The organism is Methanococcus vannielii SB, from assembly GCF_000017165.1.
Classification (GTDB): Archaea; AGJL01; Methanococci; order Methanococcales; family Methanococcaceae; genus Methanococcus; species Methanococcus vannielii.
Map to the genome: position 1 here is coordinate 213604 of NC_009634.1, position 13303 is coordinate 226906.

11 protein-coding genes and 1 pseudogene are annotated in these 13303 nt (G+C 26.7%); 7 read left to right on the forward strand and 5 right to left on the reverse strand.

The window, feature by feature from the left end:
* Positions 1–140 precede the first annotated feature (140 nt).
* Complete coding sequence (locus tag MEVAN_RS00950; RefSeq protein ID WP_011971998.1) at positions 141–737, forward strand: class I SAM-dependent methyltransferase; 597 nt, start codon at positions 141–143, stop codon at positions 735–737.
* 106 nt (positions 738–843) lie between these two features.
* A complete protein-coding gene (gene flaK / locus MEVAN_RS00955; RefSeq protein WP_048059115.1) occupies positions 844–1536 on the forward strand; it encodes a preflagellin peptidase FlaK in 693 nt (230 codons plus the stop codon).
* Position 1537: 1 nt separating this feature from the next.
* On the opposite strand, the gene MEVAN_RS00960 is transcribed toward flaK, so the two are convergent.
* The 5 genes from MEVAN_RS00960 to MEVAN_RS00980 form a co-directional block, all read right to left on the reverse strand.
* Positions 1538–2380: a TatD family hydrolase gene (locus MEVAN_RS00960; RefSeq protein WP_011972000.1), complete on the reverse strand. Its 843-nt coding sequence runs from the start codon at positions 2378–2380 to the stop codon at positions 1538–1540.
* A 171-nt stretch (positions 2381–2551) separates the two neighbouring features.
* Positions 2552–3904: a hypothetical protein gene (locus MEVAN_RS00965; RefSeq protein WP_011972001.1), complete on the reverse strand. Its 1353-nt coding sequence runs from the start codon at positions 3902–3904 to the stop codon at positions 2552–2554.
* A gap of 48 nt (positions 3905–3952) precedes the next feature.
* Entirely contained in the window at positions 3953–5971 is a 2019-nt protein-coding gene (locus tag MEVAN_RS00970) for a cell wall-binding repeat-containing protein (protein WP_011972002.1), read from the reverse strand.
* Between the two features lie 312 nt (positions 5972–6283).
* Positions 6284–6523: a hypothetical protein gene (locus MEVAN_RS00975; RefSeq protein ID WP_011972003.1), complete on the reverse strand. Its 240-nt coding sequence runs from the start codon at positions 6521–6523 to the stop codon at positions 6284–6286.
* Between the two features lie 88 nt (positions 6524–6611).
* Complete coding sequence (locus MEVAN_RS00980; protein WP_011972004.1) at positions 6612–7334, reverse strand: hypothetical protein; 723 nt, start codon at positions 7332–7334, stop codon at positions 6612–6614.
* A gap of 74 nt (positions 7335–7408) precedes the next feature.
* Between MEVAN_RS00980 and MEVAN_RS00985 the strand changes: the two genes are divergently transcribed.
* The 5 genes and pseudogenes from MEVAN_RS00985 (at position 7409) to MEVAN_RS01005 (ending at position 13282) form a co-directional block, all read left to right on the forward strand.
* Entirely contained in the window at positions 7409–9394 is a 1986-nt protein-coding gene (locus MEVAN_RS00985; protein WP_011972005.1) for a hypothetical protein, read from the forward strand.
* Positions 9395–9396: 2 nt separating this feature from the next.
* Positions 9397–10506: a DUF4350 domain-containing protein gene (locus tag MEVAN_RS00990; protein ID WP_011972006.1), complete on the forward strand. Its 1110-nt coding sequence runs from the start codon at positions 9397–9399 to the stop codon at positions 10504–10506.
* Positions 10481–11409, forward strand: a pseudogene (locus tag MEVAN_RS09105) (AAA family ATPase). The gene MEVAN_RS00990 and the pseudogene MEVAN_RS09105 overlap by 26 nt, the downstream one beginning before the upstream one ends.
* 14 nt (positions 11410–11423) lie before the next feature.
* Positions 11424–12722: a DUF58 domain-containing protein gene (locus MEVAN_RS01000; RefSeq protein WP_011972007.1), complete on the forward strand. Its 1299-nt coding sequence runs from the start codon at positions 11424–11426 to the stop codon at positions 12720–12722.
* Positions 12719–13282, forward strand: coding sequence for a hypothetical protein (locus MEVAN_RS01005; RefSeq protein ID WP_011972008.1), 564 nt, complete (start codon positions 12719–12721; stop codon positions 13280–13282). The genes MEVAN_RS01000 and MEVAN_RS01005 overlap by 4 nt, the downstream gene beginning before the upstream one ends.
* Positions 13283–13303 lie beyond the last annotated feature (21 nt).

Below are 13303 nucleotides of genomic sequence, written 5' to 3' on the forward strand. Positions count from 1 at the left end.
TTAAACTAATACAGTAATAAGTATTACAATAATAATTATAAATAAAGAAATATAAATGAAGATAAAATTAGTATAAAACTAATATTTAAAATATTGCTTGAAATACAATTGAAGTTAATATATTTAACGAGTTGAAATAAATGCACTATTTTTCAGAAACCCCTAGTTCAAAACACGACGAAGCAGTAATATCTGGGATTTTACGTGGAAAAAGATTTTCTTTTAAAACAGATAGTGGTGTATTCTCACCTAAAAAAATTGACAAAGGAACCGAAATACTTGTTAATGAGCTTGAACTTTTAAGTTCAGATGATGTGCTAGATATTGGATGTGGATACGGCGTTGTTGGAATTTCAATTGTGGCCGAAGTGAATTCCATTACAATGACTGACATAAACAAGCGTTCAGTAAATTTGGCAAAGCATAACCTAAAATTAAATAATATATCGGATAAAAATATTGATGTTGTTCAAGGGGACGTTTATGAAAACGTTAAATGTAAAAATTACGATATTATAATCTCAAATCCTCCAATAAAAGCTGGAAAAGATTTGATACACAGGATTATTACTGAAGGTCATTTAATTTTAAAAGAAAATGGCTCAATTTGGATGGTAATTCAAACAAAACATGGTGCAAAATCCCTTGCAAAGTTTTTAGAAGGAGTTTTTGGAAATGTTGAAACGATTACAATTTCTGGAGGGTACAGGGTTTTAAAATCCGTGAAAAAAGTTTAAAGTCCTTAAATGGAATAAAAAACAGTGAAGATATAAACTGTTAAATATAATAATCTAAAATATAATCTATAAACTATAATAATACCTTTTTTGGATGGAGATAACCTTGATAAACTATATTATTGGAGCAGTTGGTTTATTGTTAGCATCATTTCAGGATTTGAAAAAACGGGAAATTGAAGACTATATATGGATTTCAATGTCGGTTATTGGTTTTATCTATGCGATATATCTTTCATACACGCTTTCAGATTATAATTTTTTACTAAATTCCGTTTCGGGATTTGTAATATGCTTTGTTTTAGGGTACTTGATGTTTTTACTTGGAATTGGCGGGGGAGATGGAAAAATTCTAATTGGCCTAGGAACACTTATTCCAAAATATGAAATGCCGATAACTTCCGCATTAGGGGCACTTTTAAGCATGAATTATATTCCAAATTTTCCAATAACCGTATTTATAAACGGGGTATTTTTCATGGCATTTTTACCTCTGTTAGTATTTTTTAAAAATATATTAAAAGGAGTCAGGCCCAAAACTAAAAAAGAATATATTGCAATATTTTTTGGAGAAAAAATAACCGTAAAAGAAGCAAAAACTGGGAAAAGATTGATAATGGGGAAAGGAAATAAAATTAACTTTACTCCACAGTCCGATGCAGAAAATTATTCAAAATACCGTGATAAAGAAAAAATATGGGTTACTCCACAAATTCCAATGTTAATTCCAATAACTGTTTCTTATATATTAACCCCTATTATAGGGGATAAAATACTTGGAATTATAATTCCACTATAAATTAATATTCAATTTCTATTCCATAGACTTTTTCAACGTTTTCTTTATGGATTTTGTAGCATTTTTCTTCGTCAATTAATTCTTTTTCAAGTAAGGTTCTTGTTTTTCTTGGAACTGATTTGATGCCCAAAACAACGCCCGGACGCCTTACATCATCGATATAGTCTGTCTCCATTAAAAATCGTGTTGATTTTTCAACTGCTGTATCAACAGGTTTTGAAGAAGTGATTGATGGAAAAATTCCATATTTTTCACCCTCTAAAACCATATCACTTGAATGATGTTTTATAACTTTTTCTGGGCTTAAAGATACTGATTTTGCCATTTTTGAAAATTCTAAAAATTGTGATTCCGATGAACTTTCAGCATGTATTTGAACTGCACAATCAATATCTTTTGCAGTATGCATTGAATATAAAAGTATTTCATTTGATGCTTCAAGTATTTTTTCAGTAACAAAATAGTGTGGGCGCCCAACTTCGCCAATCCCTACAAAAAAATCATGTTCTAAAATAAGTTTTTTTGCATAATCAATTGCATCTAACATATGGTTTTTTGCAGTATCTAATTCAATTCCATTTTCTAACATTACAGTTAATTCTGCAGGGTGAACTCCCAAAATACCGTAAGCAGTTACCCCGTTTCCCCTTACTTGATTAATTATTGAAATCATTTCATCCATTGGTTTTGTTAAATTTTTACTAAACGCAGGCTTATTTGGAATAATCATTACTTTCCCACCTGCATTTTTAAATTCTTTGGAAACCTTTATGGGCCCGAGTCCATTTATCGAGTCGATATGAATATGGTTATCAGTTATTGGAAGATTTTTTAAAATATCCATTTTTTAACCTTTAAAATTTAATTAATATACTAATATAATTAATAATGGCATATCTATATAATTTGTAAGTTTTTATAACTGAATAAAAAAATATATTTTGAATTTAAAAGTTCTTAATAACACGTGAGATTTAAAAATTAAAATTCTAAAAATTATTTGCTAATTTTTAGGTTATTTAAATATTTTACTAAATAATACAGTTATTCCTATCTTTACTGCATTTAAAATTCCTTTTATCTTATCAAATAATGAATCCTTTTTTTCTTCAACAATTTCTAGTTCTTTTATTGCATAATGGCCTGATTTGGTAACTTCTAGACTTATAATGTTTCCATTCTTATTATATGGAACATTAACCCAGCCTTTATTTGAGTCATAATATATAACTCTTAAATTACTCGATAGTAATGATACATCAACTTCTAAATTCAAGGGGCTTGAGAATTCCGCATTTTCAGGATAAATTATGTATGCAAGAGCGGTTTCTGGAATTTTTACTTCTTGAATCTTTATTTCGCCATTTGTACTAATTACTGTACCATCATTTACAGTTAAAAGTGCATTTCCAACATTTAATAGTATAGTACCAATCACTTTATTTTTTAAATCATCATCTTTTATTGGGTCATTATTAATGGATTCTTTTGAATAGGTTATATATTTTGTAATTATATTTTTATTCCCGTGTATATCTTCTGCAACTATTTTTAGCTCATTTTTACCATCAATTAAGTTTAAAGTTCCTTTAAAATTGTTTCCTTCTTTATTATATGTTAATTCCCTACTGTTTAAATATATTTTAAATGTAAAGCTAGAGTCATCAGTAGCAATTATATCGTATTCAATAGAATTTTCACTGTAATTTGACTTTGAAGGTTCAATTATACTTATTTTTGGGGCAGTTTTATCCACAATTACTGGGGAAATTGGAGTAACTATTGGAGATGGAGTATTTCCTGAAACCAAAACGTTTTTTGATACTCCCCCAATATTTAAATGGATAACGGTTCCTTCCTCAATTGGTTTAGTATTATATCGGTATTCAAAATATCCATTTGAATCTGCTTTAATTTTTGTTGATGCCGACATTTTTATTTTAACGGGCTTACTTGAATCTTTTATTTTTCCCGCTATTTTAATATCATAAGTTCCCTTTGGAACATTTGATTGTGAAACAGATGCTTTTCCAGAAGAATCAACGTTTCCATTTATTGTAACCCATAAACCCATTTTAACACTTAAACTTAGACTTTCTACGTTTTCAGCAGTTACTTTAAAGCTATTTGGGGTTTCCGGAATTTCAACGTTATAAAGCATTGCACCATAATAAGGGTCACTTAATGCAGGTGCCAATTCAAACCATGCACTGCATGTTATTTCCTCATTTGGATTTGTTTTTCCAGATAATATAACAGTATCCCCCACTTTTGGATTTTCTGGAGTTATAGTGATATCTGAAATTGCAAAAATTGAAGAAATTGCTATTAAAATAGATAACATTCCAATAATCGTTTTTTTAAGCATTAAATCACCAAAAATTTAAAAAAAATATTTATTTAGTAGTTAACTCTTTTAATGGTCAATAACTATTGATAATGTAGTGCTATTTGTTTTTGATACACCACTATATGCTGCGCCTGCTGTTTTTGAAGTAAATGCGGCTTCCAATATTTCTTTTACCTTAATTGCATTTAATGAAACTATTTTTGAATTTCCAACGATATTTGAAGACCCTTTGTTTCCAACAATTGAAACATCAAAGTTTTTATTGTTGGTATCTTTACCTTCAATATCTATTGTAAACCCGTATCCTGATTTAGTAATTCCGATAAGTCCGTATCTTACATTGTTTGCGGGTGTTTGATTTAAGTTCATTCCTATATTAAAATCATACGTAGTTGAAACGGATGTTGAAGTGTATGCTTTAGTCATGTCCAATCTATATTTAAGGAATTCAAATCCGCTAAATCCTAAAACTGTTACATTGTTATTAAGTGGAATAAGCCCGTTGTCACCATGGGTTATTATAACGATATTTTCACCATGGTTTTTTGGAGTTACCATAAATTTAGCAGTTTTTGATGTTGAATTAAATTGTGTAGTGTAATTATCTGCATTATTTAACATATTAATAAATGCAGTAGTATCTCCATTTAGCGACTTAGTCATTGCATCCCTAAAGTCCTGCCTATTTGAAATTACGTGTGCGGTAACTTTATCACCGTTATTTACAAAGTTTTCATTTCCATAATAAGTAACGTTTAAAGGATTCCCATAAGTAATAGCACCATTTGCAATTGGGTATACTAGGTTTAAAGCGTTTGCATTACCTAAAAATGTAATATTTACTCCACCGTAACTCTTATTTGAAACGTCTGAATTTATGGTGAGTTTTGGAAGAGTAACTTTTTCTTCTGAAACAATTTCTAAATGGTTTCCAGTATCTTTTGAACTACCCATATCTGCAAATTTAATGTGTTGCGACCCTTTAGAAACTATTGTATAGTTTAATGGTGTTATAACATTTCCTGAATAACTATCTGGAGCTGAAGAAGGACTTAACTGCTTCATTGCAACGATTTTATCAGTATTTGCATCATATACTATTCCAATAAAGTAAACTTCTGGCTCAGGTTTAACTGAACTACCACTTCCACCTTTATTTCCTCCGCTACTACTCGGGGTAGTTGTGGATGGGGTTGCACCACTTTCAGATACAGTTTTAGAAATACTTTCTGAAACTTCCTTGTTATCACTTGAAATTGAAATTTGTGAGGTAAATTTCGTTGTTGAGGAAATTACATCATTAATTGAATCTCTACTAATTCCAGTTACGGGAACAACTGACCCAAAGTTACCTTCAGCATATCCTGTAATTGCAGCCATCAATGGGTCTGTTGTCTGACTTGAATACACTACTGATGATACTGTATTTACTATACTTGGGTTTATTCTTGGGGCTGCTGATAAAACTGTTTTAACAATATTTTCAACAGTTCCTGAAGCTACAGTGGTTGACTTTGAAACTTCACTTGCAACTTGCCTAATCCCATTTGGTATATTACTACCCATTAAAACCGCATTTTCAACATTTAATGATCTTAATGTCTCTTGAATGCTTTCAAAGTTTTCAGGTGAGTAATATAGCACCGGTGCACCAAAACTCAATGCTGCAGGGGTAACATCTTCATTAAAACCTTCTGCAATTACAACATTTTTTAAAGCTTCTGGTTTTTCAGTAATTAATTTTTTAAATAAAGCATTTGATGTTTCAACACGAGTTTCACCAAATACCCTTTCAACATTAGGTATTTTTGCGGATAATTGGTTTTTAACATTTTCGCTGACCGCATTTGGGCCACCAATAATTATTGCATTTTTAGCATTTTGGATTGTTTTTTCTGCTTCTTCAGACAAACTGTCTGAAGGAGTATATACAAATTTATATCCCATTTCTCTTGCATATTGCGCAGCTAAAATTGCATCTGCTTGAGTTGATGCAATTACAACTACCTCATCATTAATCGCAAAGCCGGTTGGAATTGCAGAAATGAGGAGAAGAAGCGGGATAAAGAAACTGATAGATTTCATAAACTCCCTCCTTTTTTACATGGATAACTTTTATAAATGATATAATCTTATTGTGACACCATATTATATAAATTTATACAATTAATCCCAACTTAAAATCTTCACATTTAATTTTAGGCTTAATATAGTATTATTTTTAGCATATTCTAACTTTTCAAAAAATTCAAAATCCAATAATCTGCAATCAATATCTTTTTTAAATAAAAAAACCACATTTCATATTTTCCAGAATTATTTATTGAAAAATTATACTCTTTTTCATACTGCGGTTCAAAAGACCCTTCAACAATTAAAGAACTGTTTCTAAGTTTATTATTTAATTATTGTATAAATCTTATTCAATACAACAAGTGCAAAAAAACTTGCAAGAATATATATTACAATTTTTAAGTACTCTTTGTTTTTTTTAGATAGGAAAAAATCCGAAATTTCTAAAAAAATAAGGCTTCCAATAAGTAAAAGCGTAATAAATAGGTCTATATTACTTATAAGTAATGAAATAGTAATTGCCCATAAAGAAATTCCTAAAACCATAATGTTTAATTTTTTCATGATTTTTTCCTATGTTTTTATATTTTGGTATTTTGATGCCCTAATTTCCCCTAAATTTTTCTAAAGATGATAATTATTTTAACTATTTTTAAACTATTTTTGATACTAAAAATTCAAAGTAGTCATTAGTTTCACTAAAATTTTCAATATATACGGCTTTACCGCTTGCCTTTGAAATAGCTAGAAAAATTGAAGAAATTATGGGGGATAGGTAGAAAAACTCATTAAAGTTTTCAATATTTTTTGTTTTGTAAATTTTTAAACAAATTTTATTTTCAGATTCTATTTCTTCATATTCAAAATCGGCTAATAAATCCATAGAACTTAAAGAAGAACTCACTAATGACATTAATGTATTTAAATCAATGCCTGATAAGCTACTTGACAAATTTTCTTCGAATTTTTTTAAAATACTTAATCCTGTTGGAGGCGTAATTAATACCCCCATTTCTGAAAATGCAACCTGATTAGATATAAATAAACTATTTTCATCAAAGGCAGACATATTAAGGGTAAAATTATCACTTGAAGGGATAAATATCCCTCCGTATTCTAAATTATCATATGGGGGAATATATACTGCTTTTTTGCTTAATTTAAGATTTAAAAAAATTTTTTTTAAAAGTCCTTCGTTTTCAAAGGTTAAAGACTGATGTATAGAATAATCTATTGAATTAGAGGGAATTAAAGCATTTATAATAATTCCAATAAATATCCCCGAAATACCCAAATTTATAAAAGACATGACTGAATTAGATATTCCGTAATAAATAGTTGCCATACCAATTATTGAAACAAGTGTTCCTGCCAATGTATTTTTTGCTACAGTATTTTTAAATAATTTAATAATTCCACCAGTTAAATTTGTATGATAAAGATGAAATCATGAATGTGCCCTTAACAAAATTTCACAAAAATCAATTTAACCTAAAAATACTTTTCATCATATTTATATTATCTTTTTTTTTAACGCAGTCAACTACTGCAAATAGCGACTTTGAATATTTACAGTCTGACGATTCATACGTTTTTTGGTATTTTAACGGTTTTTTAAAAAATTATGAAAATACTTTAGAAAAAATTACTAAAAATGATATTTCATATATAAATGATTCTAACTCAATACTTAATGACTCCATTTTTGTAAGTGAAACTATTAATATCTACGAAGATAAAGGAATAAATAGCCCTTCAAAACCCGTTATTTTAGAATTTTTACGTTTTTCAAAAGATTTAAAATTACTCTCTGATTTAAATGATGAATTAATAGAATACAGTTTAAAAAATACTACAGAAAACCTTTATTTTTCAAAAATAACTTCGGAAAGTATGCTATATAAAATAAAAGACATGAGAATAATATTAAAAGATATTGAAGATATAAATTCCCTTAAAAAAGGAGATGAAATTTTAAAGTTTGACATTTCAAATTTGGAACGAAATTTATACTATTTAGAACTTAAATTGCTAAATAACATTGAAAAAATTGGCGAAATAACTCCAAATTCAAATTTAACAATATATCTTTCTCCAAAAAATCCAATTATTTATGAAAATACAAGAATTTATGGAACCGGTTTAAGTGGAAATGGAAAAATTATTATCCATGACGTTAAAAATTCACCATTAAATAGTAATTTAACGTTAAATACCTTAAACGACAATTTAACGCTAAATGTAAGTTTAAAAAACAATTATTATTCAAAAAATTATGTTTTTGAAAAACCTGGAACTTATAAATTAGTATTTACACAACAAGATACTGAATCTTATCCAATTTTTGTAAATATTTCAAAAATTCCAACAAAAATTGTTTCAAAAGATAAAGTTCAAATTCCATTATTTAAAGAAGCTGAAATTTCCGGAAAAGTTATTGATATCAACGGAAATTTAGTTTCTGGGGAAATTTTATTTGAAAATAATAGTTATAACCTGAATAATGGGGAATTTATATTTAGAATTCCTTTTCAAAATAAAACTGATAATATTACATTAAAATTTATTGAAACAGAAAAATATAAAGCTTCAGAGAAAAATATTGAATTAAATTACGTTAAACCAGATTTAAATCTATATATTTATGTTGAAAATAAAGATATCAAAATAAATACTCCTGTAAACATTACTGGAAATTTTGAAGGGTTTGACGGTGAATTAAACTTTAATCTATATACAAATGGAAATTTATCCAAAAATTTTAATTCATTTAATAGTTTTAAGCAGGAAATAGCATTTGAAAAACCTGGAAACTATGAATTGTACGTAACATTTGATGAAAACGAACAGTACAGTTTTTCAAAGTCTAATGTTTTGAATTTAAATGTAGTTGATAAAACTACATTATTTAGTAAAAGTTTGGTTGGGCCAACTACAATTTCTAGTAGAAAAGATGATTTTAAAATGATTTCATCTATCAATCCATTAACTATTACGTTAATAATTTTATTAAGCTTAATAATTTTATTAAGTACTTACAAAGTTATAACAAACTCTGAAAAAATTAAAATAAAAGGTATTTTGGAAAAAAAGACTTTTGAACGGGAAACATTAGTTGAAAATTTTTCAAATACTGTTGATAAAAATGTTATTGACAATTTAAACCAGATTGAAAATATTAAAGATATTGAAAAAACAATAATTTCAGAATATAAATTTTTATACGATACATTGGTTAAAAAATACAATGTAAATTCAAAAGTTACGCCAAATGAACTTTTAAAAATTATACGAAGAACTAATTTTGATATTTATTTTGATTTAAAAAAAATTACCGGATTTTATGAAAATTCAGTTTATGGAAAAACGAATTTAGATGAAAAAAAGACGTTGGAATTTTATAAATTAATAAAAAGTATTTTGGAGAGATTGTAAATATGGAAAAATACTTTAAATATTTATTAATTTTAGTTTTAGGAATTACCTTATTATCCCTTCCAGCAGGAATTCCGGTTTTAAAGTCATACAATGAATACAGCAGTTTTAATAGTAATTTAGAAGGATGTTCTAAATTTACAAAATTAATTTACAATTCAAACTTTGAAGTTACTCCGATATTGTCCCCATATGATGACTATAATTTTGATAAAAATGGAGTAATATTTATAATTAAACCTGAATTGGATTTTTCTTTAGATGAAACGTTAAAAATTAAACAATTTATTGAATCTGGAAATATACTTGTAATTTCAGATGATTTTGGATCGGGAAATAACTTACTTGAAAAATTAAATGTTTCAGAAAGGTTTACTAAAGGACATATAAACGACATTTTTTACATAAAAAATGAAAACATAATTGAGATTAAGTTAGATAGTACCTTAAAAAACGATAAATTAAATGATTTTAATAATTTAAACCAGAGTAACAGTATATTAACATATTATCCAACTTCAATAAGGCCTTCAAAATATTCTAACGTAATTTTAACCACAAGTAATGTTTCAAGCTTAAATAAGCGGTCTGGAGTTTATCCGGTAATGTTAGAACGAAAATATGGAAATGGAAAAATAATAATGATATCTGACCCAGATATATTTACAAATAGGCTTTATAACCATAATGAAGAATTTTTAAAAGAGTTCCTTAATAAAGTAACCTTGAACGGAGTTTATAAAACAATATATCTTGATGAAATACACCGTAAGGATTTTAACTTTGAAATAAGTGTATATTATATTCAAAAATCAGTACCTAAAAAACTTGTTTTAGCACTAATTATAATAACTATCTTTTTATTCCAGATAAATGGTAATAACTTAGTTGTTAAATCATTTAATAAATTATTTAGTAGGCTATTTAATAAATTTAGTAAATTTGGATTTTTAAACTATATATTTTCAAAAGTCTTTGAGAATAATAAATTAAATGAAGATGAAATCTTAGAAAAAGTTTCAAAAGAACATGAAATAGATGTGGACGAATTAAAACGGGTAATAAACAATATAAAAGATGGTAAAAATGGACGGAAGAGAGTTTTTAAATAAAGTAGAAAAAGAAATGGAAAAAGCAGTTGTTGGAAAAGAAGACGTTGTAAAACTACTTTTAACTGCAATGCTTTCAAAAGGGCACGTTTTACTTGAAGGGGTCCCAGGATTAGCAAAAACCACAATTGTTAAAAATTTTTCAAAAGTGTTCGGGCTTTCATTTTCAAGAGTACAATTAACTCCTGACACAATGCCAAGTGATATTATTGGTGTTTACTACTACAGTGAAAAAACAAAAGACTTTGCAGTGAAAAAAGGGCCAATCTTTACAAACATGCTTTAGCAGATGAGATAAATAGAACTCCTCCAAAAACTCAGTCTGCAATGCTTGAATCGATGCAGGAAAATCAGGCAACTGTTGAAGGAACTTCTTTTGCTCTTCCAAAACCTTTCATGCTAATGGCTACAATGAATCCTTTGGAGTATGAAGGAGTTTACCCGCTTCCAGAAGCCCAGATGGATAGATTCATGATAAAAATTAACCTTACATACCCAAAAAAAGATGAAGAAATAAAGATGCTTAAGAAAAAGTGTGAAGGGTCTTTTGAAAGTGTTACTCCCGTTATCTCAAAAGAAGAGCTTGATAATGCATTTTTAGATGTTTTAAACGTGAAAGTTAGCGATGAAATATACGAATACATTTATGAAATTGTTAAAATGACCCGTATTGATGAAAGACTTCTTTATGGAGTTTCCCCAAGAGCTTCAGAACAGCTTTTAAATGCAGCTAGGGCTTATTCCTATTTAAATGGGAGAAATTACGTAATTCCAGATGATATTAAAAAAATTGCAGCTTATACATTATCGCATAAAGTAAAATTAAAAATAGACTATGAACTTGATAATATAACGTCTAAAGATGTAATTTTAGATATACTTGATAAAACAGCGGTTATTAATTAATTTAGGGATTTTTAATGCAAAAAAATAGTTTTTTATCATATTTTAGTTTACTTTTGTTTTTTGAAGGGTATTTACTTTCAAATGTAGTCCCAATACTATTTGGAATTTTCATACTACTTTTTTTAATAGCTTTAAAGCTATCATTTAATCCAAAATTTGAAACAGAAGTTTTTTTTGATAATTTAGAAGTAACTGAAAACGAAACTATTAAAATTAAAGTAAATATCGATTTAAAAAATTATTCAAATTTAAACTATATTTTTAAAATTATTCCTGAAAACGAAAATTTTAATTTTGAAATAGTTAATAATGGCTTAAATGGGGATTTATATAGTATTGATATTTTTTTAAAACCAAAATTAAGGGGTAGCTTTTTAATTAAAAATTTGAAATTAAAAGTACTTGATAACTTTCAAATTTTTGAAAAAGAGTTTGAAATTTTAATTAATAAAGAAATTACCGTTTATCCATCAAATGAATCAATATTTAAAGGGATTAAAGCGGATAAAAATATAAAATTAAGTAAAGATGCATTATCTTCAAAATTCGGTATAAAAACATCAGAATTTGACCATTTAAGGGATTATACTTTGGGAGACCAATTTAAGCAGATTAATTGGAAAGCATCGTTAAAAATGGGGCGATTAATTTCAAAAGAATTTTTAAATGAAATTGATGGGGAAATTACAATTTTGCTTGATGTAAGTAAAAATTTCTTAAAGGATTTTAAAGGGGGAACTTTAAAAACCGATTATATAAGTATTTTAACATTTCAAATCGCTTACTTCATTATAAAAAATAATAAACCTATAAATATAATATTTTTTGATGATTCTGGGCCATTAATGGTTAAAAATAATGTAAAAACGAAAGATGAACTTAAAAAATGTTTAAGTGGAATACTAATTCCTTCAAAGGGTAGCCCATACATTCAGTTAGCAGCTGATAAAAATAATATTAAAAACTCATTTTTAAATATTTTAAAACCATTTTTAAAAGAATCCCCTGAAAAATTCCTTTCAGTTTTAAAATTAGTATGTCAAAACAGTAGCGTAATACTTATTACTGATACAAAAAGAACTTATGAAATTATAAATTTACAAAAAGAACTTATGAAAAAAAAGTCAAATTTATTCTTAGTTTCCCCAAATCCTTATTTATTTGGGTATAATTTAGATTTTGAAAAAATTTATGAAACATATAAAAATTACACCTTACGTGAAAAAAACATTCTTAAATTAAATAAAATATGTCCTGCAATTGATGTTGGGCCAAAAGATTTAACAGATGAAATTTTGGAGGAATTTAAATGAAAATTACAAATATGAATTCATTAATTTCTGCAATAATTGGAGGAATTTATTTTGGAACGTATTTACCATTTATTTTAGTATTGTTTTTCATATTTAACAAAATTGATTTTTTTAAACGATTTAAAAGTAACACATTGTTTTTTTATTCGATTTATATTGTGGTTTTTTCTTATTTACATGATTTTAAAGGAATTTTTATATCTTCAATAATATTAATGATAATAATTCCGCATACGTTAGTACTTTTAGACTTAATTGATTCTAAAAATTTTTTTTATGATACTAAAAATTATTTAATTCTTATTTTAATAATTTTTGGAATTTTTAATATTAATTTATTTTCAATTGGAATTTTAATTTTACTATTTTTTAAACTTAAAAATTTTTTAAATAAATTTATTTTAGTTTTACTTATTCCAATTTTAACTTTTTTAATCATGTTTTTTAAATACGAGTATTTTTTAAATCAAAACTACATTCAAAAAGTATTTATGTTAACAGGATTTGGAATTATATTATATTCAATTTATGCATTTTTAAATCAAAAAAATGAGAAATAGTTAAATAATAGTCAATACTAG

Coding starts and splice junctions, on each gene's coding strand:
- MEVAN_RS00950 (WP_011971998.1), top strand. CDS start 141: ATGCACTATTTTTCAGAAACCCCTAGTTCAAAACACGACGAAGCAGTA.
- MEVAN_RS00960 (WP_011972000.1), bottom strand. CDS start 2,380: ATGGATATTTTAAAAAATCTTCCAATAACTGATAACCATATTCATATC.
- MEVAN_RS00965 (WP_011972001.1), bottom strand. CDS start 3,904: ATGCTTAAAAAAACGATTATTGGAATGTTATCTATTTTAATAGCAATT.
- MEVAN_RS00970 (WP_011972002.1), bottom strand. CDS start 5,971: ATGAAATCTATCAGTTTCTTTATCCCGCTTCTTCTCCTCATTTCTGCA.
- MEVAN_RS00975 (WP_011972003.1), bottom strand. CDS start 6,523: ATGAAAAAATTAAACATTATGGTTTTAGGAATTTCTTTATGGGCAATT.
- MEVAN_RS00985 (WP_011972005.1), top strand. CDS start 7,409: ATGAATGTGCCCTTAACAAAATTTCACAAAAATCAATTTAACCTAAAA.
- MEVAN_RS00990 (WP_011972006.1), top strand. CDS start 9,397: ATGGAAAAATACTTTAAATATTTATTAATTTTAGTTTTAGGAATTACC.
- MEVAN_RS01000 (WP_011972007.1), top strand. CDS start 11,424: ATGCAAAAAAATAGTTTTTTATCATATTTTAGTTTACTTTTGTTTTTT.
- MEVAN_RS01005 (WP_011972008.1), top strand. CDS start 12,719: ATGAAAATTACAAATATGAATTCATTAATTTCTGCAATAATTGGAGGA.